The organism is Aestuariimicrobium sp. p3-SID1156 (assembly GCF_025144225.1).
Taxonomy (GTDB): Bacteria; Actinomycetota; Actinomycetes; order Propionibacteriales; family Propionibacteriaceae; genus Aestuariimicrobium.
Genome location: NZ_JALXXB010000009.1, coordinates 49,343 through 75,219, shown reverse-complemented (window position 1 = coordinate 75,219; position 25,877 = coordinate 49,343). Strand labels below are relative to the sequence as shown.

General features: G+C 67.6%; 24 protein-coding genes and 1 pseudogene. 15 read left to right on the top strand and 10 right to left on the bottom strand.

Features of this window, described 5'->3' with window-relative positions:
* The first annotated feature begins 103 nt into the window (after positions 1-103).
* The 8 genes and pseudogenes from M3G03_RS10385 to M3G03_RS10350 all read left to right on the top strand — a co-directional run bounded on the left by M3G03_RS10385 (position 104) and on the right by M3G03_RS10350 (position 9,486).
* Positions 104-2,350, top strand: a complete 2,247-nt coding sequence (locus M3G03_RS10385) for a carbohydrate-binding protein (protein ID WP_259809681.1) — start codon at positions 104-106, stop codon at positions 2,348-2,350.
* A 154-nt stretch (positions 2,351-2,504) separates the two neighbouring features.
* Positions 2,505-2,603, top strand: a pseudogene (locus M3G03_RS10380) (helix-turn-helix domain-containing protein); the annotation flags it as partial.
* 240 nt (positions 2,604-2,843) lie between these two features.
* On the top strand, positions 2,844-3,965 hold the full coding sequence (locus M3G03_RS10375) for a CdaR family transcriptional regulator (protein WP_259809725.1): 1,122 nt from the start codon (positions 2,844-2,846) through the stop codon (positions 3,963-3,965).
* A 208-nt stretch (positions 3,966-4,173) separates the two neighbouring features.
* Positions 4,174-5,367, top strand: a complete 1,194-nt coding sequence (locus tag M3G03_RS10370; RefSeq protein ID WP_259809679.1) for an acyltransferase domain-containing protein — start codon at positions 4,174-4,176, stop codon at positions 5,365-5,367.
* Positions 5,367-6,350 (top strand): beta-ketoacyl-ACP synthase III, encoded by a 984-nt coding sequence (locus M3G03_RS10365; protein ID WP_259809677.1) that lies wholly within the window; start codon positions 5,367-5,369, stop codon positions 6,348-6,350. Before M3G03_RS10370 ends, M3G03_RS10365 begins: the two co-directional genes overlap by 1 nt.
* Positions 6,351-6,413: 63 nt before the next feature.
* Positions 6,414-6,659 carry an acyl carrier protein gene (locus tag M3G03_RS10360; RefSeq protein ID WP_259809675.1) on the top strand — a complete coding sequence of 82 codons (246 nt, stop codon included), beginning with the start codon at positions 6,414-6,416 and terminating at the stop codon, positions 6,657-6,659.
* Positions 6,660-6,805: 146 nt separating this feature from the next.
* Positions 6,806-8,059 (top strand): beta-ketoacyl synthase, encoded by a 1,254-nt coding sequence (locus tag M3G03_RS10355; RefSeq protein WP_259809674.1) that lies wholly within the window; start codon positions 6,806-6,808, stop codon positions 8,057-8,059.
* Between the two features lie 11 nt (positions 8,060-8,070).
* Positions 8,071-9,486: an acyl-CoA carboxylase subunit beta gene (locus tag M3G03_RS10350; RefSeq protein ID WP_259809672.1), complete on the top strand. Its 1,416-nt coding sequence runs from the start codon at positions 8,071-8,073 to the stop codon at positions 9,484-9,486.
* Positions 9,487-9,550: 64 nt separating this feature from the next.
* Here M3G03_RS10350 and M3G03_RS10345 read toward each other — a convergent pair whose 3' ends face one another.
* A complete protein-coding gene (locus M3G03_RS10345; RefSeq protein ID WP_259809671.1) occupies positions 9,551-10,036 on the bottom strand; it encodes a DUF3145 domain-containing protein in 486 nt (161 codons plus the stop codon).
* A 151-nt stretch (positions 10,037-10,187) separates the two neighbouring features.
* On the opposite strand from M3G03_RS10345, the gene folP reads away from it, so the two are divergent.
* Positions 10,188-11,078: a dihydropteroate synthase gene (gene folP, locus M3G03_RS10340; protein WP_259809724.1), complete on the top strand. Its 891-nt coding sequence runs from the start codon at positions 10,188-10,190 to the stop codon at positions 11,076-11,078.
* 15 nt (positions 11,079-11,093) lie between these two features.
* Here the strand turns inward: folP and M3G03_RS10335 are convergent, their stop codons facing one another.
* Both M3G03_RS10335 and M3G03_RS10330 read right to left on the bottom strand, forming a co-directional pair.
* On the bottom strand, positions 11,094-12,062 hold the full coding sequence (locus M3G03_RS10335) for a cation diffusion facilitator family transporter (RefSeq protein WP_259809670.1): 969 nt from the start codon (positions 12,060-12,062) through the stop codon (positions 11,094-11,096).
* Complete coding sequence (locus M3G03_RS10330; RefSeq protein ID WP_259809669.1) at positions 12,059-12,607, bottom strand: hypothetical protein; 549 nt, start codon at positions 12,605-12,607, stop codon at positions 12,059-12,061. Before M3G03_RS10330 ends, M3G03_RS10335 begins: the two co-directional genes overlap by 4 nt.
* Before the next feature lie 39 nt (positions 12,608-12,646).
* Between M3G03_RS10330 and M3G03_RS10325 the strand changes: the two genes are divergently transcribed.
* From M3G03_RS10325 to M3G03_RS10315, 3 genes are all read left to right on the top strand, one after another.
* Entirely contained in the window at positions 12,647-14,575 is a 1,929-nt protein-coding gene (locus M3G03_RS10325) for a S9 family peptidase (protein WP_259809668.1), read from the top strand.
* A gap of 2 nt (positions 14,576-14,577) precedes the next feature.
* Complete coding sequence (locus M3G03_RS10320) at positions 14,578-16,089, top strand: ATP-dependent DNA ligase (RefSeq protein ID WP_259809667.1); 1,512 nt, start codon at positions 14,578-14,580, stop codon at positions 16,087-16,089.
* 84 nt (positions 16,090-16,173) lie between these two features.
* A complete protein-coding gene (locus M3G03_RS10315) occupies positions 16,174-16,872 on the top strand; it encodes a hypothetical protein (protein ID WP_259809665.1) in 699 nt (232 codons plus the stop codon).
* 488 nt (positions 16,873-17,360) lie between these two features.
* Here M3G03_RS10315 and M3G03_RS10310 read toward each other — a convergent pair whose 3' ends face one another.
* From M3G03_RS10310 to M3G03_RS10290, 5 genes are all read right to left on the bottom strand, one after another.
* The gene (locus M3G03_RS10310; RefSeq protein ID WP_259809664.1) at positions 17,361-18,062 is read right to left on the bottom strand and encodes a YggS family pyridoxal phosphate-dependent enzyme; all 702 of its coding nucleotides are present in this window, start codon (positions 18,060-18,062) and stop codon (positions 17,361-17,363) included.
* Positions 18,059-19,018, bottom strand: a complete 960-nt coding sequence (locus M3G03_RS10305; protein WP_259809663.1) for a VWA domain-containing protein — start codon at positions 19,016-19,018, stop codon at positions 18,059-18,061. Before M3G03_RS10305 ends, M3G03_RS10310 begins: the two co-directional genes overlap by 4 nt.
* Positions 19,006-19,965, bottom strand: a complete 960-nt coding sequence (locus tag M3G03_RS10300; protein WP_259809661.1) for a VWA domain-containing protein — start codon at positions 19,963-19,965, stop codon at positions 19,006-19,008. The genes M3G03_RS10305 and M3G03_RS10300 overlap by 13 nt, the downstream gene beginning before the upstream one ends.
* Positions 19,962-20,993, bottom strand: a complete 1,032-nt coding sequence (locus M3G03_RS10295) for a DUF58 domain-containing protein (RefSeq protein ID WP_396121942.1) — start codon at positions 20,991-20,993, stop codon at positions 19,962-19,964. The genes M3G03_RS10300 and M3G03_RS10295 overlap by 4 nt, the downstream gene beginning before the upstream one ends.
* Before the next feature lie 69 nt (positions 20,994-21,062).
* Positions 21,063-22,094, bottom strand: a complete 1,032-nt coding sequence (locus tag M3G03_RS10290; protein WP_259809722.1) for a MoxR family ATPase — start codon at positions 22,092-22,094, stop codon at positions 21,063-21,065.
* A 177-nt stretch (positions 22,095-22,271) separates the two neighbouring features.
* On the opposite strand from M3G03_RS10290, the gene M3G03_RS10285 reads away from it, so the two are divergent.
* The 3 genes from M3G03_RS10285 to M3G03_RS10275 all read left to right on the top strand — a co-directional run bounded on the left by M3G03_RS10285 (position 22,272) and on the right by M3G03_RS10275 (position 25,308).
* Entirely contained in the window at positions 22,272-23,171 is a 900-nt protein-coding gene (locus M3G03_RS10285) for a hypothetical protein (protein WP_259809659.1), read from the top strand.
* A complete protein-coding gene (locus tag M3G03_RS10280; protein ID WP_259809658.1) occupies positions 23,143-23,958 on the top strand; it encodes an HAD-IIB family hydrolase in 816 nt (271 codons plus the stop codon). Before M3G03_RS10285 ends, M3G03_RS10280 begins: the two co-directional genes overlap by 29 nt.
* Positions 23,959-24,138: 180 nt before the next feature.
* Positions 24,139-25,308 carry a site-specific integrase gene (locus M3G03_RS10275; RefSeq protein WP_259809656.1) on the top strand — a complete coding sequence of 390 codons (1,170 nt, stop codon included), beginning with the start codon at positions 24,139-24,141 and terminating at the stop codon, positions 25,306-25,308.
* On the opposite strand, the gene M3G03_RS10270 is transcribed toward M3G03_RS10275, so the two are convergent.
* Entirely contained in the window at positions 25,244-25,465 is a 222-nt protein-coding gene (locus M3G03_RS10270) for a hypothetical protein (protein WP_259809655.1), read from the bottom strand. The two genes, M3G03_RS10275 and M3G03_RS10270, sit on opposite strands and share 65 nt — an antisense overlap.
* Entirely contained in the window at positions 25,449-25,877 is a 429-nt protein-coding gene (locus M3G03_RS10265) for an ImmA/IrrE family metallo-endopeptidase (protein ID WP_259809653.1), read from the bottom strand. Before M3G03_RS10265 ends, M3G03_RS10270 begins: the two co-directional genes overlap by 17 nt.

Here is a 25,877-nt window from a genome sequence, read left to right as displayed (position 1 = left end):
ACGGAGATCGCAATCGTCCTGCTGGCGGCTCTGGGTGCTGGCCTGCTCGCGAGGGCGATGGACGACGTTATTTGCCAATACCCCCGCGAGAGGATCCTGCGAGTTGCCTCTTGCGCTCGACGGCCTCAATGAATCGCTCGGCTCCCCCTTCACCAACAACGCACTTTCACCCGACCAATCCCTGGGTGTCGGCAGGGAGGGCCAGCCGCTTGCCTTCTTCTTTCCCCGAGGCAATGACGAAACGACGTCGGAGGTTGTCGTGTATGACATCCGCGCCCAGAAGATCATCTTTACCGAACACGTACCACGCGGCCACGACTCCTGGGCCGTCACCTTCTCCCATCCCGAGAAGGCCGCATACTTCGGGACCACGAACCCCGGCGTCCTGTACAGATATACTCCAGGCGCCGATCGTGTGGAGGATCTCGGGATCCCCCTCTCCGGTCAGTTCATCTGGTCCTTGGACGCGGCACCGGACGGCACGATCCTCGGGGGCTCATATCCAGATGCCCATCTATGGACCTATTCGCCGCAGTCCGGTGAAGTCCGGGATTATGGCCAGATTCTTGATTCCAGCTATGCCATGACAATGGCTGCCAACGATACAACGATCTGGGTTGGAACGAAGGGCGCTTCTCGAGGGCGCCTGGCTGCCGTGGACCGCGCGACGGGCTCGATCACCGAGATTCCCGTACCAGCTGGGTACGAGGAAAAGTTGGCCGTCTACGACATTGCGCTCGTGCGCGAGGATCGGCTGGCGGTCCGCACCGAGGGCACTTCCCAGGCTGATACCGCACTGCATTTCTACGACCTGCCCAGTGCTACTTGGCTCGACACTGTCGATGACGTTGCAGCGCGCAAGGTCTCGTCGGTAGACCCGAGGAACAATCGCGATGTCTACTTCCGGATGCGCCAAGGCGCCCATTCGGGCCAAGTGGTCCGGTACGACCTCGACTCCGGTTCTTACTCCCCCGTCGGTTGGGCACCGAACGCGATCACGGGCGATTGGCTCTGGGTGCAGATGGATGAGCCTGAGTACCCGGGGTGGACGCTCGCTCTCACGAACTACAGCATGCGAGTGCGGTTGTTCAACCCTGACACCGGCGCAAGGCGTACTCTGCAGCTCGGACACCCGGGTGCGCCCGTGCGCATCGCTCAGCTCGATATCGGCCCCGACCAGAAGATCTACTTGTCTTCCCAGGCAGCGCAATCACGCTGGAATCAGGCGAGCGAGGCCTATGAGCACCTGCAGAACCGTGGAGGAGTTCAGGGGTACGGAATCCTCGGTCCTCATCTACTCATGGGCAAATATCCAGGAGCTGGACTCCAAACCTACGACACCACCAGGCCTTGGGTAGCAGACGAGAACCCTGCTCCCTCGCTCCTCATCGGCGAGCAACAGGACCGCCCGATCGCCCTCACCGCGATCGATGATTCCTGGGTCGCAGTCGGCACCGCGCCGGAGAGCTCCACCGTCGGCGGCGGCATTGCGCTATGGCGGCCCGCCACCGGCGAACTGAGGTTCCAGCGCAACGTAATCCCCGACCATTCCGTGGTTTCGCTCGTCCGGGTGGGCGATCTGGTGTGGGGTGGTACCTCGATCAATGGTGGATACGGCGTGCCCCCAAAGGCCACGACGGCAAAGCTCTTCGCGTTCGACCCAACCACCGAACGGATTGTCTACGATGCTTCGCCATTCGACTCCGTGCAGACCATCAGCGCGTTGACATTTCATGATGGGCTGCTCTGGGGGAACGCCGACGGAACCCTCTTCTCGTTCGATCCCGCCAAACGTGCTGTGGAAGCGGTCATCAAACTGGAACACGACACGCAGGAGATCCACGGACGGAACCGGGGTATCGTCGTCGATTCCTGTGGCCGCATGTTCGCCGTCACTCAGGACAAGCTGTACTTCATCGATACGGAAGAGCGGACCGCGACAGTGCTTGTCCAAGAAGGTGTTCGTGATCTCGCGATCAACGACTCCGGTCAGCTCTTCTACCGCGCCGGTCACACCTTGATGCGCTTCACCCCCACCTACTCCGCACGTGCGCCCAAGGCGCCCGCGTGGGAAGCTGGCAAAGTCTACCACGGCGGCGACAAGGTCACCCATGGTGGGAGGTTGTACGAGGCCAGCTGGTGGACCAAGGAGGAACCCGGCAAGTCGGTGCGAGGCTCTTGGCAGGAGATTGCCGTCGCACCCGATGGCACCGCATTGTGGACGCCATCCCGGATCTTCAACTCGGGTGACCGGGTATGGCACGGGGAAACCGCGTATGTGGCCAAGTGGTGGACCCGAAATCAGAAGCCAGGTGACCCCCGGGGTCCTTGGCGCCCCGTGGACGTCTAGATGTGCTGACCGGACAGGTTGGTTGAAGGACTGCGATCCGGACGTGTGAGCAGGGAGGGCCTTGCTGGTTGAGTGGGACTCGCGACAGAACCACGCCAAGCCAGTAAGGCCCTCTTGTGTCCCACCCTGACGCAACCTAACCCCGAAGCACCGCCTGATCGTCGCCCAGCTCGTCATGGACCGGGGAGTCCCGATCTCGGAGGTGGCCGCCCGGTTCCAGGTCTCGTGGACCACCGTGAAGCGCTGGGTCGATGAGCGCGCCCTGGAAGCACTCGGCGTCGACACGGTGATGAACCTCTACGAAGGGGCCGGTGAGCAGCTGGTCGACCTCGCGCTGGAGCGCCTCAACGAACGCCATGCCTGAAGGCGGGCCCACCGGCCTGACTAGACTTTCCCTATGCCTGAGCCGATTCCCGGGACTGCCCATGCGCTGGTCCCCTCCGCCCGCTCGCGGACGCAGCTGCTCAAGCGACTGAATGCGTCCACCGGCTCGATGACCACCGCAGCACTGGCTGCGATGGAGGAACGCCTGCCCTGGTTCAGTGCTCTGGGCGCCGAGGAGCGCTCCTGGATCACCCTGGTCGCCCGATCGGGCATCGACGGCTTCGTCCAGTGGTTCGCTGCCGAGCCCGGACGCCGGGTGGTGCCCGCCGCGATGTTCGACGCCGCACCCCGGACCCTGACCCGCAAGATCAGCCTGCGCCAGACAGTGGACCTGGTCCGCACCACCGTCGGTGTCGTCGAGGAGCAGATCCAGGTCGCCATGCCCCGCACCGACCGCCAAGTGCTCTCGACGGCGATCATCCACTACTCCCGTGAGGTGGCCTTCGCTGCCGCCGAGGTGTACGCGCGCGCCGCCGAGCAGCGCGGCACCTGGGACGCCCGTCTGGAAGCGCTGGTGGTTGATGCCGTGATGCGCGCAGAGACCGACGAGACGGTCGTCTCCCGGGCGTCCACCCTGGGCTGGCAGGCACGCACCCCGGTGACTGTGGTCGTCGGTACCGCCCCCGCCGACGCCACTGGCGCCGCCGAGGACGTGCGCCGAGACGCCGAGCGACTGCGGGTGAGCGCACTCACTGCGGTGCAGGGCGAACGACTGGTCGTGATCCTGTCCACCCCAGAGCTGGCAGCCCAGACGGCGTCGGAGAAGGCTGTAGGGCTGGCGACCCGCCTGTCCAGCCATTTCGGCAAGGGACCGATCGTGGTCGGTCCGGTCGTCGACGACCTGGTGGACGCCTCGATGTCCGCCCGGGCCGCGATGTCCGGACATCGCGCTGCCGATGCCTGGCCCGAGGGTCCCCGGGTGATCTGGGCCAGCGACCTGCTGCCCGAACGTGCCCTCAGTGGCGACGGACACGCCCGTCGCACGCTGAGCCAGGACATCTACGGCCCCCTCGAGGCGGCCGGTGGCGACCTGCTGACCACCTGCGCCTGCTTCCTGGACCACGGTGGGTCGGTCGAGGCGAGCGCCCGCGCCCTGTACGTCCACGCCAACACCGTCCGCTACCGGCTCAAGCGCATCCAGGACGTCACTGGGTACTCCCCCTCCGATCCTCGCGACGCCTATGTGCTGCGGCTCGCGATCACGCTGGGGCGGCTGGCATCTTCTCGTTGAGCCCAGCCCTGTGGACCGAGTCGAGGGCTCGGCGCCGCTGGGGTGCTCGCCAGAATGACAGCCATGTGATTCAGCACTCCCCACAGTCCGTACCCGGCGGTATGGTCAGCTCCGACGCGCTCGTTGTTGAAATCCCACAACACCACCCTCGGGCTTTTCGTCGCTGAAGGCCTCGAAACCCGTCGCCACCACCGGCAGAGTAGGTCTCGTGCTCGCCATCGTTGCGCCCGGACAGGGCTCCCAGACCCCCGGCTTCCTGAAGCCCTGGCTTGAGATCCCCAGCTTCGCGACCCGCCTCGAGTGGCTGTCGGCCGTGGCTGCCCTCGACCTGGGCCACTACGGCACCGAGGCCGACGCCGAGACGATCCGCGACACGGCGATCGCCCAGCCGCTGCTGGTCTCCGCCGGTTTGCTCGCCGCCCTTGAACTCTTCCCCACCCCCACCGACGGCTTCGGCAAGGTGGGCGTCGCCGCCGGCCACAGCGTCGGTGAGATCACGGTCGCCGCCGGCGCCGGTGTGATCAGCGCGGAGGCTGCGATGGTCTTCGTCCGCGAGCGTGGCCGTGCCATGGCCACCGCGTCCGCAGCTCGCCCCACCTCGATGACCGCCATCATTGCCGGCGATCGCGACGAGGTACTGGCCGCGATCGAGGCCCAGGGCCTCACCCCCGCCAACAACAATGGAGCGGGCCAGATCGTCGCCGCTGGCACCGTCGAACAGCTGGAGGCCCTGGCAGCGAACCCACCGGCGCGCGCCCGCCTGGTCCCGCTGAGCGTCGCCGGCGCCTTCCACACGGTGCACATGGAGCCCGCCGTGGACCGCCTGCGCCACCTCTCGAAGGCGATCTCGACTCGTGACGCCCGCACCCGACTGCTCAGCAATGCCGATGGCCAGGTCGTCCATGACGGCCGCGAATACCTGAGGCGCCTGGTCGACCAAGTGGCCAATCCGGTCCGTTGGGACCTGTGCATGGACACGATGCGCGAGCTCGGCGTCACCGGACTGCTGGAACTGCCGCCCGCAGGCACGCTCACCGGCATCGCCAAGCGCAACCTCAAGGGCATCGGGCTGTTCAGCCTCAACACCCCCGACCAGCTCAACGAGGCCCGCGCCTTCGTGGCCGACCATGCCGAGGCCGACCAGACCGACATGTCCACCTCGCCCACCTGGCGCCTGCTGGTTTCCCCGCGCAAGGGCTCCTTCCGCCGCGCCGGCGGTGTTGAGGAGGGCGCCGTCCTCGCCCCCGGTGCTGAGCTGGGACAGGTCGTCAACCTGCGCGAAGCGGTCAGTGTGGTGGCTCCCCATGGCGGTCAGGTCACCGAATGGCTGGTGGAGGACAACGACCCGGTCAGCCCCGGCCAACCCCTGGTCCGCCTGCACCCCCACGCCGAGGAGAGCTGATGCCCCAGATCAAGACCGCCCGAGGGCCGGAATTCTCGCGGATCGTGAGCGTGGCCGGCCACCGCGGCAGTCGCGTGGTCGACAACGAGGAGATGTGCACCTACATCGACTCCAGCGATGAATGGATCCGCCAGCGCACCGGCATCGTCGAGCGCCGCTGGGCCGCCGAGGAGGAGACGCCGCTGGCGATGGCCGTCTCGGCCGGCAGCAAGGCGATTGGACGAGCCGGGATCAGGCCTGAACAGATCGGCACGCTGATCATCTCCACCGTCTCCCACTTCCAGCAGACCCCCTCGCTGGCCGTCCATGTTGCTCGCGAGCTTGGACTGAATGACCCGGCCGCCTGGGACATCTCGGCTGCCTGCGCAGGGTTCTGCTACGCCGTCGGTCAGGCCGACGCGATCGTGCGCTCCGGCCTGTCCGAGCATGTACTGGTCATCGGCGTGGAGAAGCTCAGCGAGCTCACCGATCTGAAGGACCGCGGCACCGCCTTCCTGTTTGCCGATGGCGCGGGGGCTGTCGTGATTGGACCTTCCGACGAACCGGCGATCGGTCCCACCGTGTGGGGCTCGGATGGCGAGCAGGCCAGCGTCATTGACGTGGCGTCCTGGGAGGCCAATGCCGCCCACCCGAAGATCACCATGGACGGTCGCTCCGTCTTCAAGTGGGCCACCACCCACATCGCGGAGAAGACGAAGGAAGCCCTGGCCGCGGCCGGCCTGACCGCCGGGGACCTGGACGTCTTCATCCCCCACCAGGCCAACAACCGCATCACCGATTCGATGCTGCGCCACCTCGGCCTGCCTGACTCGGTCGTGGTGAGCCGCGACATCACCCACATGGGCAACTCCTCGGCGGCCTCCGTGCCCTTGGCGATGGAAGCCCTCTTGGAGAGCGGCGAGGCCACCTCCGGCCAGACCGCTCTCACCATCGGTTTCGGCGCTGGCCTCGTCTACGCCGGACAAGTCGTGCGGCTACCCTGACGCCCGGCACACAACCCAAGCCCCCAACCACCCGGTTGGACAAACAACACAAGGAGGGCCTCAATGGCCAGCACCGAAGAGATCCGCGCCGACCTCGCCGAGATCGTGAACGACGTCGCCGGCGTTGCGGTTGAGGACGTCCAGATGGACAAGTCCTTCACCGACGACCTGGACGTCGACTCGCTGTCGATGGTTGAGATCATCTACGCCTGCGAAGAGAAGTTCGGCGTCTCGATCCCCGACGAGGACGCCAAGAACCTCAACACCGTCGGCGACGCCGTCGCCTTCATCGAGCGCGCCCAGGCCTGAGCCCGGACTGCCGGGGCGGAGCAGCTGCCCGCCCCGGCCACCGCTCCACCGCAGTCCGAGGGCAATCTTCGGCCTGACACCCTCGCGGGCGCGAGCATGCCCGCTTCCCCCCCCCGTACCGTCCCATTTCCACCAGGAGGACCACCATGACTGAGGTCGTCATCACCGGCTTTGGTGCCATCACCCCGCTGGGCGCCGACGCGGCCACCACGTGGGAGGGCCTGCTGGCGGGACGCAGTGGCGTCCACACCCTGCCCTACGAATGGGCCGAGGAGCTACCCACTCGCTTCGCCGCGGAGGTCACCACCGACGTGATGACCAAGCTCGAGCGGGTCGAGGCGCGCCGTTGGGACCGTTCCACCCAGCTGGCGGTCATCGCCGCGCTCGAGGCGTGGGAGGACGCTGGGCTCACCCTGGATGAGGACAACGGCATCGACCGTGACCGCCTGGTTGTGTGCGGCGCTTCGGGCATCGGCGGCCTGCACTCACTGCTCGGGCAGTGGGACGTCCACAAGGAGAAGGGCTTTCGCCGGGTCTCCCCCTTCACCATTCCCATGCTGATGGCCAACGCGCCGGCAGCCAATATCGGGCTGAAGGTCGGTGCCCGGGCGGGGGTCCACACGCCCGTCTCGGCCTGCGCCTCCTCGAACGAGGCAATCGCCCTGGGTCTGGACCAGATCCGTCTGGGACGCGCCGATGTCGCAGTCCTCGGTGGCACCGAGGCCGTCATCCACCCGCTGCCGCTGGCCGCCTTCGGCCAGATGCAGGCCCTGTCACGGCGCAATGACTCCCCCGAAAGCGCCTCCCGCCCATGGGACACCAGCCGCGATGGCTTCGTCATGGGCGAGGGTGCCTGCTTCATGGTGGTGGAGACCCTCGATCATGCCAAGGCCCGTGGCGCGAAGATCTACGGCACTCTGGCTGGCGCCGGCATCTCGGCCGACAGCCATGACATCGTCCAGCCAGACCCCACCGGCGAAGGCCAGTCCAGCGCCATGCTGAAGGCACTGCGGGATGCCAACCTCCAGGCCAGCGACATCAAGCACGTCAACGCCCACGCCACCTCCACCCCGCAGGGCGACATTGCCGAGGCCGGCTCCATCGCCAGCGCTCTCGGCGAGGCTGCCTCCGAGGTGCTGGTCACCGGCACCAAGTCAATGACCGGCCACCTGCTCGGTGGCGCCGGAGCCCTGGAGACCTTCGCCACCACGATGGCGCTGCACGACCGCAAGGTCCCCGGCACCATCAACATCACCGACCTGGAGCCCGACCTGCCGGTGCAGATCGCCACCCGGACCACCGACCTTCCCGACGGTGACCTGGCCGCGCTGAACAACAGCTTCGGCTTCGGCGGTCACAACGTCTGCGTCGCCGTCACCACCGCCAACGCGAACCGCTGAAGGATCCCCGCATGACTGCTCCAGCCAAGGAGAAGCTCCCCCGCGAGCTCGACCCCCGCAACCCGAACCATCGCCTGGCGGCCCTCTTCGACGAGGGCACCATGGAACTGATCGGTGAGGATGACGCCACCTCGGGCATGCTGGCCGCCATCGGCCAGATCGAGGGATCGCGCACCGTGGCCTTCTGCTCCGACGCCACCGTCATGGGCGGCGCGATGGGTGTGGAAGGTTGCGAGGTGGTGGTCCACGCCTATGCCCGTGCCATGGCCGACCGCCTGCCGATCATCGGCATCTGGCATTCCGGTGGTGCCCGCCTGGCCGAGGGCGTCCTCTCACTGGACGGAGTGGGCAAGATCTTCCAGGCGATGACGGTCGCCTCGGGCAAGATCCCGCAGATCTCGATCGTGCTCGGCCCCTGCGCTGGCGGCGCTGCCTACGGACCCGCGCTGACCGACATCGTGATCTCCTCCCCCGATGGACGCATCTTCGTCACCGGCCCTGAAGTTGTGCGCTCGGTCACCGGTGAGGACGTGGACATGGAGCGCCTGGGTGGCCCCGACACCCACGGGCGCCGATCCGGGGTGGTGCACATCGCCGCCACCGACGAGGCCGATGCCCTGGCTCGAGGCCGCCACCTGGTCGAGTTGCTCGCCCAGCAGGGCACCATGGCCGGCAACGTCACCGACATCGACCTGAACGCCTTCCTGCCGGAGTCGTCCAAGCGCGCCTATGACATCCACCCGCTGGTCCACGGCCTGCTGGACGAGGGCTCGGTGGAGGAGCTGCACGCCAAGTGGGCACCAAACATGGTCGTGGCACTCGGACGCCTCGACGGGCGCACGGTCGGCGTCATCGCCAACAACCCGCTGCGCCTGGGCGGATGCCTGGACTCGCTGTCGGCGGAGAAGGCCGCCCGCTTCGTGCGGATGTGTGACACCTTCGGCGTCCCGCTCGTCGTGATCGTGGACACCCCCGGCTACCTCCCCGGCGTCGGCCAGGAATGGGACGGCGTCGTGCGCCGCGGGGCCAAGCTGCTGCACGCCTTCGCCGAGGCCACCGTTCCCCGGGTGACCCTGGTCACCCGCAAGACCTATGGCGGCGCCTACATCGCGATGAACTCCCGCTCGCTGGGTGCCACCGCGGTGATGGCCTGGCCGACCGCCGAGGTCGCCGTGATGGGTGCAGTCGCCGCCATCCGCATCCTGCACCGGCGCAAGCTCGCTGCCGCCCCGCAGGATTCGCGCGCCCAGCTGGAGCTGGAGTTGGCAGCCGAACACGAGCGGATCTCCGGCGGCGTCCAGCGCGCGGTCGAGATCGGTGTGGTGGACGCCATCATCGAGCCCGACCAGACCCGCTCAGCCCTCGCGCGGGCCATCCGTGAGGCTGATCAGGGCCTGCGCGGAAGCCACACCAACATCCCGCTCTGAGTTCTCTGGCTCGGTCACAAGCCCCCGGGGCCTGCATCTTCCGCATCCCTGCGGAGGGTTCCGGTCAGCCGACGGCGTTCAGCCAGCGCACGGGGGCACCGTCACCGGCGTGCCGGAAAACCTCGAGTTCGTCATCCCAGGCGGTGCCCAGCAGATGATCCAGGCGGACCGCGAGGCCGCGCTCGCCGTGGGCCAGGGCTGCCCGCAGGCGGTGCTCGTTGACCAGCACCTCTCCCTCGGCGCCGGTCTGGGCATGGAACACCCCGAGGCTCGGGGTGAAGGAATAGCGCTGACCTTCGCCCCCGGTGGTGGGCTCCTCGGCCACCTCGAAGCGCAGGCGCCCCCACTTCGCGAAGGCGCTGGCGATGGCGGCTGCAGTGCCGGGAGCATGGTGCCAGGTGAGTTCGGCGCGATAGCTGCCCCGTTCGGCTGGCTGCGGCGCCCAATCAAGGCGGGTGGGCATGCCAAGGATGCCGCCCAGCGCCCACTCAATATGAGGGCACAGCGCTGACGGCGCCGAGTGGATCCAGACCACACCTCGAGTCGACACGGCTCCTCCTTCAACGAACCAGATGTGCCTTCCCCAGCAACCTCGTTCGTCGGGCGGATCTCGCGTGGACCAGCGGCTTCGGTCTGCTCCAGTGCACCCAGTGTGCCCCAGATCGGCGGCCCGGCCAACCCTCTAGGGTGGACGAGTGCAGATGCCTGTGGTCCTCCCCCGGATAGACCAGCCCGTTCGGCGGATCGGGGCGCGAACCTTCGACTTCTCCCGCCGGGCAGCGGTGATGGCCGTGGTCAACCGGACGCCGGACAGTTTCCACGACAGGGGCGCCACCTTTGCCCTCGAGGCTGCCGTGGACGCCGGCCTCCGGGCGGTCGACCAGGGTGCGGACTGGCTCGACGTCGGCGGCGTGCCCTTCTCACCTCTTGTTCCCCGGGTGTCCCCCGACCAGGAGGCCGCGCGCGTCGTGCCGGTCATCGAAGCGATCAGGGCCAACAGCGATGTGGTGATCTCGGTCGACACCACCCGCGCCCCGGTGGCCGTGGCCGCGATCGAGGCAGGCGCTGATGTGGTGAACGACACCTCCGGGCTCAGCGACCAGGACATGGCCCGCGTCGTGCGCGACGGTGGGGCCTCCGTGGTGATCACGCATTCGCTCGCCAAGCCCTTCGAGGTGCTGGAGCGACCACACTATGACGACGTGACCCGCGAGGTCGCCACCAGCCTCGGCCAACGTCTGGACCAGGCACTATCAGCTGGTGTCCGCCCTGAGCAGGTCATCCTTGACCCCGGCCCCGACCTCAACAAGAACACGCTGCACACCCTGCAGCTGACCAGACAACTCGCGCTCGTCACCGGGCTGGGGCATCCGGTGCTCGCGGCGGTCTCCAACAAGGACTTCATCGGCGAAACCCTGGACCGACCGCGACAGGCGCGGACCGCAGGCAGCGTCGCGTCCGCCATGTGGTGCCTGATGGCGGGGGCACGCATTCTTCGCATGCATGACGTGCCGGAGGCTGTCGATACCGTGCGCATGTTCGAGGCCATCATGGGCTGGCGCCCACCGGCTTATCTCCGCCACAACATGTGACGCACCGACAGGCGATCAGCAGTCGGGCAGTTCGGTCACCGGCACGATCGACATGTCCTCCAGCTTCCAGTCCAAGGAGGTGAGCCGCTTGCGGATCTCCTCGAGGGCTGCCGGGCTGAGTTCGAGCGCAGGGACGATGAACACCTCGGTGTGGAACAGGTGCCCCAGGTCGCGCATCCGCACCATCGCTGACGCGACGGCGGGCTCGGCGCTTGCAGCCTCCTCGACCCTGCGCACCAGCGGGTGTTCCTCCTTGTCGTCAAAGGTTCGCGCAGTCCTGTCTGCCAGGCCCCGGGTGGCATTGCGCACATTGACCACGCCGTCCTTGAGGATGCTGGCCCCGATGAAGGCGGCCACCACCGAGTCGGCCCACCACAGGCCGAAGCCGATCAGTGCCAGGCCAATGACCGCACCGCCGGCAGTGGTCCAGTCCGCGCGCATCATGTCGGCGTCCGCATAGAGGATCTTGTCGTGCAGCGGCTCGGCGGCCTTCATTTTCATGTGGCCCAGGATCATCGTCGGGATCGCCGTGACGATCAGCCCCGCCATCATCAACCAGCCCTGCCAGAAGGTGTACCCGAACAGCTGGATGGTGCCGATGGTGGGGTGTTCGCGGCTGATCAGGGTCATCACCGCGTCGTAGACCACGAAGGCGCCCAGGACGAGCAGGGCCAGCGCCGAGGCGAGGTGGCCGATACCGACCGCCCGGTGGAGCCCCCAGGGGTGCTCGTGGTCGGGCTCCCTGCGGGCCACCCGCCCGGCGATGAGGAAGGCGATGGGCGGCAGGAAGGAGAGCAGGTCCTCGATCCAGGCCGCCTTCATGGCCTGGGAACTGCCCATGACGAGCATGATGATCACCACCGTGGCGGCCACCACCGGCAGGCTGATCCACTGCAGCCGCCGCGCCTTGCGGAACGCGTCGAGCTGTTCATCGGCCAGCCTGGTGGCACCGAAAGCGACCTGCTGGGTTTCCTGGGCGCTCACTGCTCTCCTCCCTTCTCCGCAGCGGGGCGGGAGTCCAGGTAGCGCTCCAGCTCTGAGATGAAGGCGTTCTCTCCCAATGGGGCGCCGATCACATGTCCCTTCTTCTTGCCGTGGCCGTCGCGAGCCTTGGTGTAGGCGCGGGTGACACCCATCTTCGAGGTCCACTGCGAGTCGGCGGTGAAGCCACCGATCGCCAGGTCGAGCATCCCCAGTTCAATCTTCTCGACCAGCCCCGCTTCACCGTCCACCTCCCAGACCGGCTCCACACCCAGGTGCTTGGCGAACCCGCTGACCAGGCGGGGTTCAACGCCACCGATCTGGTGTTCGCTGGCCCTGCCCACGGGATGGTCCACCTTGCCCACCTCGACCCACGGCTCTGAGGGCGAGACGCCCACGCGGAGCTTCTTGTCGGTGAGCACCCGCTCAAGGGTCCCGTCCGGGTCGCGCGGATACTCGCAGGCCGTCAGGCCACCCACGAGCAGCGCCGTCAGCAGCGGGCGGCGCGCCAGGGTGAACGTCGTGGTCAGGACTCGGTCGGGAAGCATGGGGCCAGTGTGTCGCACCCAGAGCCTAGAGTGGGCGGCATGACCGAGATGCCCTATGGAAGTTGGCCGGGGACCACCCCTGCGGATGAGGTGTTGCGTGGATCGGTGTCCCTCCAGGAGGTCCAGACCAGCGACGGTGGCGTCTTCTGGTCCGAGTCCCGGCCGACCGAGAACGGCCGCTCGACCGTAATGCACCGCGCCCACAACGGCGGCGTCTTCGAGGATGCCGAGCAGTTCGATGTCCGCTCGCGCGTGATGGAGTACGGCGGCGGGGCGTGGAGCGTCGATGACGCAACCCTCGCTCTGGTTGACGATCGGCGCCGACAGGTCCAAGTCGGCGGCTGGACGCGTCCCTTCGTGCCGTTGAGCAGCGCCACGGATCAGGTGGCCTATGGCGACCTGCGCCTGCACACCCGCCGCGGCCTGCTGTTGGCGATCCAGGAGGACCACCGCGGCGAGGGAGAGGCGGTCACGCGCATCGTGGCCTTCCGTCTCGACCGCGGCGAGCAGGAACCGATCGTGCTGGTCGAAGGTGCGAGCTTCTACGCCGACCCGGAACTGTCCGAGGACGGGCGCCTGGCCTGGTGTGAGTGGGACCACCCCAACATGCCGTGGGACTCCACCCGCATCAAGGTGGCCGACATGGACCTGGACGCGCTGGGGATCAGCGAACCGACGATCGTGGCCGAGGGTTGGTCCGGACTGCATCCGCGCTGGGCTGGTGGGGAGCTGGTCTACGTCGACGACCCGCACGGCTTCTGGAACTTCTACGCGTGGAATGCCGAGGAGGGGTCGCGCTCACTCACCACGACCCGGCATGACCATGAGATGCCCCTGTGGACGCTGGGCAACAACCACTGGGCGCTCTTCCCCAGGAGCCGGCCCGAGTTCGTGGTCGGCATGCGCCTGGTCGATGGACGCCTGGAGCTGGTCCGAGCGCCGCTTTCCGGCGAGGGTGAGATCGAGCTGGCGTCCGATCCGCACCTGCGGTCGATGGCCTCGGTCCAGTCGATGGCGGCCGATGACCATGCCGTGTACCTGATCATGTCCTTCACCGACCGACCTGACGAGCTGATCATGCTCGACCCCCTGACCGGACGCGCGGAACCCGTCCACGGATCTGGTCGCCCGCCCGCCCCCGGCACCGTGAGCATCCCGGAGAACCTGTGGGTGGACGGACCTCATGGGCGCGTCCAGGCCTTCTTCTATCCGCCCCAGCACCCTGAGATCACCGGTCCAGAGGGTGAACGTCCGCCGCTGGTCGTGCTCTCCCATGGCGGGCCGACCTCGATGGCGCTGCCCGGGCTGAACAGCAAGGTGCAGTACTGGACCTCGCGCGGGTTCGCCGTGGTCGACGTGAACTACGGCGGTTCGAGCGGGTTCGGCCGCCAGTACCGGGAGCGCTTGCGAGGCAACTGGGGCATCGTCGACGTGGACGACTGCCGTGCGGTCGTGGAACACCTCGTCCGCGAGGGCCGGGTCGACCCCCGGCGGGTGGCCATCACGGGCGGTTCCGCCGGCGGCTACACCACCTTGCAGAGCCTGGTCACCACCGACACCTACACCGCCGGGGTCAGTCGCTACGGCATCGGTGACCTGGCGACACTGGCCACCGACACCCACAAGTTCGAGGCCCGCTACCCCGATGGGCTGGTAGGTCCGTGGCCGGAGGCAGCCGACCTGTACGCCGAGCGCTCCCCCATCAAGCACGTCGACAAGCTGGCCACCCCGATGCTCATCCTGCAGGGCACCGATGACAAGGTGGTGCCGCCGAACCAGGCCGAGTCGATGGCTGCTGCCGTGAAGGAGGCGGGCCAGCCGGTGGCGCTGGTCATGTTCGAGGGCGAGGGCCACGGTTTCCGTCGGATGGACTCCCGACGCCACGCCCTGCTGGCCGAGCAGGCCTTCTACTGCAAGCTGTGGGGCCTCGACTCCCCCGACGATCTACCCGACCTCGACTGGCTCTGATCATGTTGCTGGGCCAGCTCGTTGCTGCCGAGGCAGAGGTGTCCGCGACCCGCTCCCGAACGCAGAAGGCAGAGCGCCTGGCAGGCCTGTTGCGGGAGCTGGCGCCTGCTGACGTGGAGCCAGCCGTCGGGCTCTTGCTGGGTCGGCCCCGGCAGGGGCGGGTGGGTGTTGGCTGGCGCACGCTGATGGCCGCCACTCCCCCGACCAGCAACGATCGGCAGGATCCCCTGACCATCGCCAAGGTGGACTCGGCGCTGACCCAGCTGGCCCAGGCCCACGGAACGGGTTCAACGGCCACGCGACAGCAACTCCTGCACGACCTCCTGGGACGCGCAACCGGTCCAGAGCGGAACTTCATCATCCGGTCACTCACCGGCGAAATGCGGACAGGCGCCTTGGAGGGGGTGCTGGTCGATGCCATCGCCCGCGCAGCCGAAGTCCCCGCAGCCCTGGCCCGACGAGCAGCGATGCTCACGGGCGACCCCGCCAGGACTGCGTCCCTGGCCCTGACGGACCCGAGTTCGCTGACTGAGGTGGGGCTGAGCGTCGGCACCCCGATCCTGCCCATGCTCGCCTCCCCCGGTGGCGAGGTGGAAGATGCCACCCGCGAACTCGGCGAAGCGTCCGTGGAGTACAAGCTGGACGGAGCCCGCATCCAGGTCCACCGCAGCGGCAACGAGGTCGGCGTGTTCACCCGCTCCCTGGCCGACATCACCGGACGAGTACCGGAGATCGTGGACGTGGTGCGGCAGCTTCCGGCGCGCGACGTGGTCCTCGACGGGGAAACCCTGCTGCTCACCGAGGACGGTTCCCCGCGCCCCTTCCAGGAGAGCATGAGCCGCTTCGGCGGCGTCCAGGCTGCAGACCGGGTACTGCGTCCCTGGTTCTTCGACCTGCTGCACCTGGACGGCCAGGACCTGCTCGACGAGCCCCTGACCAGACGCCGCGAACTGCTCTTGCCCACGGTGGGTGAGCTGGTCGTGCCGAGCGTCCAGACCGCCGATCCGGCCGTGGCCGAGGAGTTCGCCCGCCGCGCCCTGGCAGCGGGGCACGAAGGGGTGGTCCTCAAAGCGCTCGACGCCCCCTATGTCGCGGGTCGTCGCGGCAAGGAGTGGCGCAAGGTCAAGCCGGTGATCACCCTCGACCTGGTCGTGCTCGCGGTCGAGTGGGGTTCTGGACGCCGCCAAGGATGGCTGTCGAACATCCACCTCGGCGCCCGCGACCCCAGCACCGGAGGGTTCGTCATGGTCGGCAAGACCTTCAAGGGGATGACCGATGAGATCCTGCGCTGGCAGACCGAGCACTTCCCCACCATCGAGACCCGTCGCACCCGCTCGGCGGTCTTCGTGGAGCCGCTGACGGTGGTGGAGGTCGCCATCGACGGGGTGCAGCGCTCGTCGAGGTACCCCGGTGGAGTCGCGCTGCGCTTCGCCCGGGTGAAGACCTATCGCCCGGACAAGTCGCCCTCCGCGGCAGACACGATCGACACGCTGCGCACCTTCTTGGGCAATTGAGTCCGCCTCCCAGCCCGGACGGCGCAAATCTTGTCAGGGCGGCTTGATACCTTGTGGACACTCCTCAAAGAAGAAGGGTTCCCAATGCACGTCGATTCAGATCTGTCAGGAAAGCTCGCTCGCCACATCCGGGAAGACATCCCGCAGCCGATCGTCCAAGGACCTCAGCGATGGCCTGAGGACGTTGAACTGGCACTGATTGACGCGATCTTCTCAGCGAGAGCACGCTACGGCCAACCCGCGCAGGACGGCCGACCAGCCACGGGAGTGCAGGCCGTCGTGAGTGCGTGGCGTGACCATCGGCGCGGAGATTCGACCTCCGCAACCGGTGTCGCCAATGACCTTGCTGCCCTCGGGAGCTATGACGAGGAAACCTTCCTCAGGATCCTGAGCAACAACAGCCAACTGGCTGGACGAACGAAGGCTCAGGTTGTGCTGGACGCCGCCCATGCTCTGGCGACTGCGGGGGTGCACAGTGCCGCTGACCTCCGATCAGCCAGAGACTCCACAGAAGGAGTGGCGAACGCCAAGAAGGCATTCCTCAGTGTTCGGGGGTGCGGACCGACCCTGTGGCGGTACTTCACGATGCAGGTCGGATTCTCTGACACCAAGCCCGACACCTGGATCCTTCGCTACGTGCGTTCCGCCGTTTCCCAGCCCGCACTGTCGGCCGATCAGGTCGCGACGCTCGTCAACTCGGCCGCGTCCCAACTTGGTGTTGATGCCTCATCCCTGGACCATGCGATCTGGCGCAAGGCCAGCGGACGGGCCAGCGTCGAATAGGCATTGGAGCATGGCTGGGTCGAAGGCGCGAGAAGCTCATGAAGACCACGACTGCACGCCCGAGGCCTGTCTGCTTCAGGCCGCAAGCGTGACAGAGCACCGCCATGCGTCGGCGTTGGTGGGCCTTGCGAGCAGCAGATTCGCTGCAGGTCAATCCTCAGTGGGACGCGCTTTGCTGGAGGAAGCCGTTCGTGTGGTTCTCACCTGGCCACGCCACGACCGCGCACGAATCCCCCTGCTTCTCCGGATCGCTGAGACGTTGTTGGGGGCTGGTCATGGGTTTCAGGCGGCTGATGTCATCACCTGCGTACTGAGCCGAGAATGTCTGCTGGACCCTTCGGTCCAGGTCCGGATGGGGGACCTACTCCTCCAGGCCGGGGATGTCGATGCTGCTGTGGGCCAGTTCGAGTGTGCTCGAGACAATGCCCCATGGCTGTTCGAGGACAGGTCCCACATCCGCGAAGTGCTCGAGCACCAGTAGGTGCTTCTCAGTCCCGCTCGCCGAAGATCGCGCGTCCGATGCGGACCATGGTCGACCCGTGGGCGATCGCGGTCTCCAGGTCCGCCGACATGCCCATCGACAGCTCCGGCCATTCGGTGTTCGCCACCCGGCCCTGGCGCAGTTCCTCGCGAAGCTGCGCCAACTGGGAGAAGCAGCGTGCGACCTCGTCCTGGTCCGGGGTGTTGGTGGCGATCGTCATCAACCCCACCGGCTTCAGCGTCGTGAACTCGCCCAGTCGCTGGCAGAAGTCCACCACCTCGTCAGGGGCCAGGCCGGACTTGGTCAGCTCCCCGGAGGTGTTGACCTGCACCATCACGTCCAGCTCCCGCCCGGCCGTTTCGAGCCTGGAGTGGAGCCCCTCGGCGATGTCCAGCGAGTCGAGTCCCTGGAACTGGTCCACGAGCTGCACGACCTTGGTCATCTTGTTGCTCTGCAGCGGTCCAATCAGGGTCCACGAAACCTGAGGCAGATCGGGGGCCTTGGCGACGACTTCCTGGACCCGGTTCTCCCCCATGGACCGGTACCCGGCCGCGACGACCGGCTCGATCTCGGCCGCCGACCTGGTCTTGGAGACCGGCAACAGGGCCACCTCGGAGGGATCTCGCCCGACCACGGTGCAGGCGCGTTCAATGCGCTCCTGGACGGCGGCGAGCCGCTCCAGCACCCCGCCGTCCCGGGCCCCGCTCACGGCCACCTCGCCGCCAGCGACATCACCGACAGCGCCGACAGGATGCCGAACAGCAATGCGAACCCGGCGTACCGCTCGGTGACCTCGACGTAGACCTTCTCGTAGCCGATCGACTTGGCGATCTGCTTGTAGGCGGCCGACAGTTCCTGGTCACTGGTGGCGGAGAGCTTCTTCCCGCCGGAGATCCGGGCGACCTCCTCCAGCTCGCGGTGGTTCACCGGCACCGGCTGGCGCACGCCCTTCTCCACGACGTAGCCGGTGGCTGTGCCATAGGCGATGGTGTAGACCGGCACGTCCTGCTTGCGGGCATCGCGCGCGGCAGTCGCCGAGGGACGCCCCGAGTTGGTCGCCCCATCCGACAGCAACACGATGGCAGCCGGAGCCGTCGCTTCCGCATCCTTCGGATCCGGTGGCACCAGCTTCAACGCGTCCAGGCTCTTGTAGACGGCATCACCGATCGCGGTGGAGGGGGCCATCTCCAGGTTGTCGATGGCGCGGGCCACGGTGCCGCGATCCGTGGTCGGTGGCACGACCAGATGGGCGTCCCCGGCAAAGGCCACCAGGGCCACGTTGAAGCGCGGCGGGAGGAGTTTGAGGAACTCCTTGGCCGCAGTCTGGGCGGCGTCCATGCGGTTGGGGGCGACGTCTTCGGCCATCATCGACCTGGAGACATCGATGGCAACTACCACGGTGGCCCGTTCGCGCGGCACCTCGGTGTAGTCCTTCGGCTTGGCATAGGCGACCACCAACGACGTCAGCGCCAGCAGGGCGCTGACCACGGCGAGGTGGCGCTTCCACGGCTTCTCACGGGGAAGCACCAGGTCGAGCTTGTGGGATCGGCGGCGACTCATCGGCCGCAGCTGCCCCAGGTACCAGTAGAGGAGCCCGATGGCGGGCACCACCATCAGCCACCACAGGCGATGCGGGAGCAGGAATTCCAGGCTCATGAGGGCCACCTCGCTGCCATCGACACCGCAGCCAGGGCTCCGACCACGGCAAACGCGAAGGCGTAGAAGGCCCACTGGGCCGTGATCTCGACCTTCTTCTCCTCGTAGCCGACCTCACCGCGAACATCCTTGTAGACCTCGCCCAGCTGCTTGGCGCTGTCAGCGGTCCAGGACTTGCCCCCGCCGGTCTGGGCGATGTCTTTGAGCAGCTGGGTATCAGGAGCCACCCGCTCGCGCTTGCCGTCGAGGTCGACATAGCCCGTGGCAGTGCCGTAGGCGATGGTGTAGACCTTCACCTTCTGCTGCTTCGCCCGCTGGGCCTGTTGGCCCGGCGACTGGCCCTGGGTGTTCTGCCCATCGGAAAGCAGCACGATGGCTCCAGGTGCGGGGGTGTTGTCCCCGCCGGTGGGGGCCATCTTCAACGCGTTCAACGCCGTCAACAGGGAGTCCCCGATGGCGGTGCCGTCCTTCAGCTCCAGGGTGTTGATTGCACGCCGCGTGGCGGCCCGGTCGACACTGGGCGGGATCACGATGCTCGGCTTGCCCGACAGGGCGATCACCGACACGTTGTAGCTGGCGGGCAGCGAGTCCATGAACTCCACGGCTGCCTTCTTGGCCGCATCCAGCCTGGTGGGACGCACGTCCTTGGCCTGCATGGACTGTGACACATCGATCACCAGCACGATCGTGGCGCGTTCGCGGGGCACCTTCTCAATGCCCTGCGGGCGAGCCCAGGCCAGCGACAGCGCCACCAGGGAGAGCAGCATCATCGCCACCGCGAGGTGGCGCCGCCAGTTGGCCTGGCGGGGCAGCACCTTGCCCAGAACGCCGGTATTGGTGAAGCGCATGCCCTGCTTGCTGCGCAGGCGCAGCACGATCACGTAGGCGATCACCAGCAGCGGGACCAGCAGGAGCACCCACAGCCGTTGCGGGTCCTGGAAACTCGGCCAGCTCATCGACTCACCCCCTGCGGAGGCGTGTGGAGCATGCTCGCCGTCCGGCGGTAGGAGAGCACGAAACGGGCAATGTCATGCACCCAGTCTCTGTCGGTACGCAACTGGATGTGTCCCACGCCGGAGCGGCGCAGCGCGATCCTGACCCGGTCGCGCTGGGCTCGGCTGGCCGCATTCATTCGTGCGCGAGCGGCGGGATCAGACGTGTTGACGTAGCGGGAGAAGTCGGTTTCGGGGTCCTTGATCAGGATCTCACCGACGTCAGGGAAGTCCACCTCGCGGGTGTCCACGACCTCGACCGCCAGGACCTGGTTGCGGACCGCGAGCCGTCGCAGGGAACGCTCCCAGTCCGGTTCGATGTTGGGGTCCAGCTCGGAGTCACCGGGGCTGAGGAAGTCGGAGACGACCACGCGCATGCCCCGACGACGCTGGGTGCGGGCGAGCTGCTCGATGCCCTCTGCCAACGTCATCGACCCCGGCGCCCGGTCGGGCACGATCGGCTCGTTGAGCATCGAACGCAACAGGGCGTAGAGCGCGGTGCGTCCCGAGCGGGCAGGGATGCGACGGATGCCGTCCTGGCGCATGACCAGACCACCGAAGCGATCACCCATCCGTTGGCTCAGGAAGCCGATGGTGGCGATCGCGGCGATGCCGAGGTCACGCTTGGTGATGCCCTCGGTCCCCCAGTTCATCGACGGGGTGACGTCCAGCAGTGCCCACACCTCGAGCTCGCGGTCAGCCATGGTGTCGCGGACGTGCGGCTCGGTGGTGCGTGCGGTGACGGCCCAGTCCATCTTGCGGACATCGTCCTGGCCCGGCTGGTAGAGGCGGGCGTCATTGGTGTCCGACCCGGGCCCCGGCAGCAGGCCGAGATGGTCGCCGTGCAGGAAGCCCTCCAGCCGGCGCACGACCGTGAGCTCGAGTCGTCGCAGCGCCGCCTCGGGCGCGAGCTTCGACAGTGGAACGCTGGGGCCGGTGGGTGGCTCGATGATCGTGTGGGCCACCCCGAGCTCCTGGCGCTGCTTCGCCATCGGCATCGGAGGGCCCGGGGGCGCGAAGACCGGGCGTCCCTCAGGCGGCGGGAAGGACGTCACGGCTGGTCAGCTCCGGAACTCGGGGGCGTGGCGCTGCTGCTCGTGGCTCGCCTCACGCTGCTTCTGGTTCCACACCGGCGTGGGCGGTGGCACCATTGCCAGTACCCGCTCCACCACGTTGGTGGGCAGGATGTTGTCGGCGACGGCATCGAAGCCGAGCACGATGCGGTGGGCCATCACATCCTTCGCCACGGCCTGCACGTCGGTGGGCAGGACGTAGTCGCGTCCATGGATGAGAGCCAGCGAGCGCGCGGCGGCGGTCAGACCCAGGGTGGCGCGCGGGGAGCACCCGATCTGGATGACATTCTCCAGGTCCGGCATGCCGAATTCGGCCGGGGTACGGGTCGCCAGGACCAGGCGCACGATGTATTCCGCCACCAGGTTGTGCACGAAGACCTCCGAGGCGAGGTCCTGCAGCTGGAGCACCAGGTTGGGGTTCAGCACCGGCACGGCCTCCGGCGGCTTCACGCTCATCCGGCGCAGGATCTCGAACTCCTCGTTGCCGCGAGGGTAGGGCACGTCAACCTTGAGCAGGAAGCGGTCGCGCTGGGCCTCGGGCAGCGGGTAGACGCCCTCGGACTCCACCGGGTTCTGGGTCGCGATGACGATGAAAGGCTTCTGCGCCGGGTAGGTGATACCGGCAATGGAGACCTGCTTCTCTGCCATCAGCTCGAGCATCGCCGACTGCACCTTGGCGGGTGCTCGGTTGATCTCGTCGGCGAGCACGAAGTTCACGAAGACGGGTCCGAGCTCGATGTCGAAGGTCTCCTTCGAGGCCGAGTAGATGCGGGTGCCGACGATGTCGGAGGGCACCAGGTCAGGAGTGAACTGGATGCGCGCGAAGCTGCCACCGACGACGGTCGCGAAGGAACGCACCGCCAGCGTCTTGGCCACCCCGGGCACACCTTCCAGCAGCACGTGCCCCTTGGAGAGCAGTCCGACCATCAATTGCTCGACCATGTGCTCCTGGCCCACGATGACGCGCTGCACCTGGGCGATCGCCTCGCCAATGAGACGTGCGGCCTCGCGGATGCTCATGGACTGGCCCTGGGGGACGGACGTGCTCAAGTCAACTCCATCGGTCTGGCGTGAGTGCGGCGATCAGTCTCGATGCCACGAGGACGCACGGGCTGCGCGTGTCCTGGGCCACACTACCGCCCTCGCGTCCACAACCAAGGGCTGCGGTGCTTCGGTCATGTGGTGAACTAGGGGGTGATGTCTGACCAGTTCCCCTCCCAGCCCGCCCCCTTGGCGACGCCGCTGGTGAGCACCGACCCCCCGCGCATCGGCGACTACTGGTTGGACGCCCGCCTGGTGGCCACCCCCAGCGGGGTCGCCTATGCCGCCCACGACGATGACGGCACCTCCGCGATGCTGATCATTCTGGCTGCTGGCGCCGCCTCGGACGCGGCAGCCCGGGATCGTCTGGCCGGCGAGGTCAACCGGATGCACCTGGACACCGTCCTGGCGCGTGGGGGTCAGGGACAGGACGAGGGCCGGCTGGCCGAGAAGTTCCGCCCAATGCAGGCCCCGCAGCCCCCCGACACGGGCCAGCATGCGCCCTGGGTGGCGCTCGCCCACGACGGGTCACCGGCTGCCGTGGCCGAGGCGCAGCGTGTGCTGGACGCGGTGGACCTGTCCCGCACCCGGCTTCTGGGGCGCCCCTCGGGCCCGGATTACCAGATGTACTGGCGCTCGAACACTGCGCCAGGAGGGAGTCGTCTGTGGCCGCTGCCCTGGCCCGGTCGCCACGATCGGGCCGGTTGGGTGTCGACCCTGGTGGCCTGGCTGCTGGCCGTGCTGGTGGCGGCGATGGCGCTGCTGATCGCTGTTCTCGCCTTCCAGAACCAGCCTCCCCAGTCCCCGCCCCCACCGGTCACACCACCCCCGAGCAGTGGTGGTGGCAGTGGTAGCGGGACGCCGCAAAGCCCGCAGAGCCCCGAGAGTTCCTCCTCCGGCTCCGGCTCTGCCTCCCCCAGCCAGAGCCAGTCCGGTGGCCAGTCCCCCTCGGAGTCACCCTCGGGCAGCCAGGGCGGCGAGGGTTCCTCCGGAGGCAGTTCCCCCAGCCCCAACAGGAGGTTGATCCTTGATCAGGGCAATCGCGACAGACCTTGACGGCACCTTTCTGGGAGCCGATGGTGAGCCCAGCGCACGCAATGTGGAAGCGGTACTGCGGGCTGCTGAGCTCGGCGTCCGCACAATTTTCGCCACCGGACGCCCCTATCGCTGGTTGCGAGTCCTCGAGCCACTGGCCGAGGCAGACCCCTTCGTGCTGGCCAGCAATGGGGCCGTCCGCTACGACCTTCACCATCGCGGCGTGATCTCGGCCGACCTGCTGGACGCCGACGCGACTCTCGCTGTGGTGAGCGACCTTCGCACAGCCCACCCCGACATGTTCCTGGCCCTGGAACTCCTCGAGGGATACGCGGCCGACAAGGATTTCCCGGTCAAGGACGACCGGGAGCACCTGCTGGTGGACTGCAGCGTCGAACAGGCTCTGGAGCAGAAGTCGCCGGTGAAACTGCTCGTGCTCAGCCCCGACCACCACGTGGACGACCTCGCACTGGAGGTCTCCCCTGTCGTCGGTGACCGGATGACGGTGACCTGGTCCTTCGTCGGGGAGGCAGGCCTGTTGGAGATCAGCCGCGCCGGGGTCGACAAGGGCTCCGGGCTGGCCACCCTGCTGGACGAGATGGACGTCGACCCCGCTGACGTCGCTGCCTTCGGCGACATGCCCAATGACATGGCCATGCTGGACCTGGTCGGGCGCCCCTTCCGGATGCAGCACTGCCATGCGCTGTTGGAGGAGAAGGGCTACCCGGTGGCCGGTCCTCACGATGATTCCGGTGTCGGGCGCCGCATCGAGGAGCTGCTCGGCCTGCCGACGAGCGGACCGGCCTGAGCGACTGGCAGCACCGCGAGCCCAAAGCACTACGCTGTACGCGTTGACCAGACGAGGGGGCGTTAGCTCAGCCGGTCAGAGCAGGGGACTCATAATCCCTGGGTCGGCCCCGGAATGGCGCGGAAAACGCGGGCACCAGTAGCCTATCCGTAAGCCTAACTCGATTTTGGAGGGCCGATGATGGCCGAGAAACGACCCCGCAGACAGCAGGGAACCGGCACCGTGTTCGAGCTGGCCGATGGCCGATGGCGGGCACAGCTCGACTTCGGCATCATCGACGGCAAGCGGGTGCGCAGGACCGCCACCAGAAAGACGATGCGCGGCGCCCAGGACGCGCTGCGCACCATGATCAAGGAACGCGACGCCGGCCTGGGCACCGACTCCACCACGCTGGACGCATGGCTGGACTACTGGCTCGAAGTCATCGCCCCAGCCCGCGCCCGTGAGGGCACCCTGCAGGGCTACCGCTCCAAGCTGCAGACCTACGTTCGGCCCAAGCTCGGCAGGATCAAGCTCCGCAACCTCACCCCCGAGCACTTCGAGTCGGTCTACGCCGGGATGCGCCGCCAAGGGCTGTCCGAAGCCACCATCCGCCAGACCCACGCCATTATCCGGCGAGCGCTGGAGGTCGCCACCAAGCGCGGCAAGATCCCCCGCAACCCGTGCGCGGTGATCGAACTGCCCCAGGCCAAGCCCAACCCCCGCGACCGCTGGACCGTCGCCGAGTCGCGGCAGGTGCTCGCCTCGCTGCAGCCGGGCCGCGAATGGCTACGGGTCGCCTGCGGGCTACTGTCAGCCATGAGGCCCGGCGAGGTGCTGGCGCTGCGCTGGGAGGACGTGCACGAGGATGCAGGCACCCCACACCTGGACGTGGTCGCCGGCCTGCGAGAGATCACCGGCCAGGGCCTTGTCCGCACCGAACCCAAGTCGCAACGATCGCAGCGCACCATCCCGCTGTGGGCCGCGCAGGTCGAAGCATTCCGCGCCTACCGGGCCGAGACCGGCGGGGTGGGCTTCGTGTTCCCCGGCCCCGACCCAGAACTGCCGACCCAGCCCAAACGGGACTGGATGGACTGGCAGGACATGTGCGGACGGGCCGGCGTGAGACCCATCACACCCGCCGGCGCCAGACCCTCCGGCGCGGTCCTCATGGCCTCAGCCAACGTCCCCATGGTCGTCCTGCAGGCGATCCTCGGCCACGCCGACGTCACCACCACGGCCCGCTACTACGCGATTGCCGACAGCGACATGAAGGCCGCGGGCATCCAGCAGGCCGAGGCGTGGCTCAACTCGACTGCCGCAGCCGCTGCGCCGAGCGCGCCTCTCGGCGAGCTTCCACCAGGCGAGTGAACCGGGCGAGCTGGACCGGCCAGCGGGCGATCGCCTCCGGGTCGCGGGACAACTCGAGCATCCGCTTCGCCAGCCGGAACTCGGGCACACCGCAGTCCAGCGCGAGATCCCGCAGCGAGGGGGCAGTGGCGATCTGCTCGTCAGTGGGCATGGTCAAGGTGGTGCTCCATCTTCCGGGCCAGCAACGCCCGCTCCGCAGGGTGCAGGTGCGCCAACCGGACGCGCAGCGTGTCCACGTCCACCCACAGTGCGTCCGCCACCTCGTGGACGTCCAGCGACCAGGAGACAGCATCGGCCAGCGCCTCGATCGAGATGAGCGCCCGTGCTGCTTCCTGCTCGACGGCCGATTCCTCGCGCGCCCCCAGCCACGGGTCAGCAGGCACCGGGCCACGGTGCACATGCTCCAACTCGTGGGCAATCGTGCAACGACGCTCCACCTGCAACAGGTCTCGATCGAGAACCACGGTGCGCGTCCTGTGATCGGTAAACCCAAGCAGGTCGCCGGGAAGGTGATCCCACACAAGGGACCAGTCGGCCAGCGCCTTCAGCGCACGCCACGGATGATGCAT

What these genes read in the sequence shown, in the direction of transcription:
- M3G03_RS10275 (WP_259809656.1), top strand. Translation starts at nt 24,139, where the DNA reads ATGGCCGAGAAACGACCCCGCAGACAGCAGGGAACCGGCACCGTGTTC.
- M3G03_RS10290 (WP_259809722.1), bottom strand. Translation starts at nt 22,094, where the DNA reads ATGAGCATCCGCGAGGCCGCACGTCTCATTGGCGAGGCGATCGCCCAG.
- M3G03_RS10330 (WP_259809669.1), bottom strand. Translation starts at nt 12,607, where the DNA reads ATGCTTCCCGACCGAGTCCTGACCACGACGTTCACCCTGGCGCGCCGC.
- folP (WP_259809724.1), top strand. Translation starts at nt 10,188, where the DNA reads ATGCCTGTGGTCCTCCCCCGGATAGACCAGCCCGTTCGGCGGATCGGG.
- M3G03_RS10295 (WP_396121942.1), bottom strand. Translation starts at nt 20,993, where the DNA reads ATGGCGAAGCAGCGCCAGGAGCTCGGGGTGGCCCACACGATCATCGAG.
- M3G03_RS10355 (WP_259809674.1), top strand. Translation starts at nt 6,806, where the DNA reads ATGACTGAGGTCGTCATCACCGGCTTTGGTGCCATCACCCCGCTGGGC.
- M3G03_RS10265 (WP_259809653.1), bottom strand. Translation starts at nt 25,877, where the DNA reads ATGCATCATCCGTGGCGTGCGCTGAAGGCGCTGGCCGACTGGTCCCTT.
- M3G03_RS10350 (WP_259809672.1), top strand. Translation starts at nt 8,071, where the DNA reads ATGACTGCTCCAGCCAAGGAGAAGCTCCCCCGCGAGCTCGACCCCCGC.
- M3G03_RS10315 (WP_259809665.1), top strand. Translation starts at nt 16,174, where the DNA reads ATGCACGTCGATTCAGATCTGTCAGGAAAGCTCGCTCGCCACATCCGG.
- M3G03_RS10325 (WP_259809668.1), top strand. Translation starts at nt 12,647, where the DNA reads ATGACCGAGATGCCCTATGGAAGTTGGCCGGGGACCACCCCTGCGGAT.
- M3G03_RS10300 (WP_259809661.1), bottom strand. Translation starts at nt 19,965, where the DNA reads ATGAGCTGGCCGAGTTTCCAGGACCCGCAACGGCTGTGGGTGCTCCTG.
- M3G03_RS10360 (WP_259809675.1), top strand. Translation starts at nt 6,414, where the DNA reads ATGGCCAGCACCGAAGAGATCCGCGCCGACCTCGCCGAGATCGTGAAC.
- M3G03_RS10320 (WP_259809667.1), top strand. Translation starts at nt 14,578, where the DNA reads ATGTTGCTGGGCCAGCTCGTTGCTGCCGAGGCAGAGGTGTCCGCGACC.
- M3G03_RS10375 (WP_259809725.1), top strand. Translation starts at nt 2,844, where the DNA reads ATGACCACCGCAGCACTGGCTGCGATGGAGGAACGCCTGCCCTGGTTC.
- M3G03_RS10365 (WP_259809677.1), top strand. Translation starts at nt 5,367, where the DNA reads ATGCCCCAGATCAAGACCGCCCGAGGGCCGGAATTCTCGCGGATCGTG.
- M3G03_RS10285 (WP_259809659.1), top strand. Translation starts at nt 22,272, where the DNA reads ATGTCTGACCAGTTCCCCTCCCAGCCCGCCCCCTTGGCGACGCCGCTG.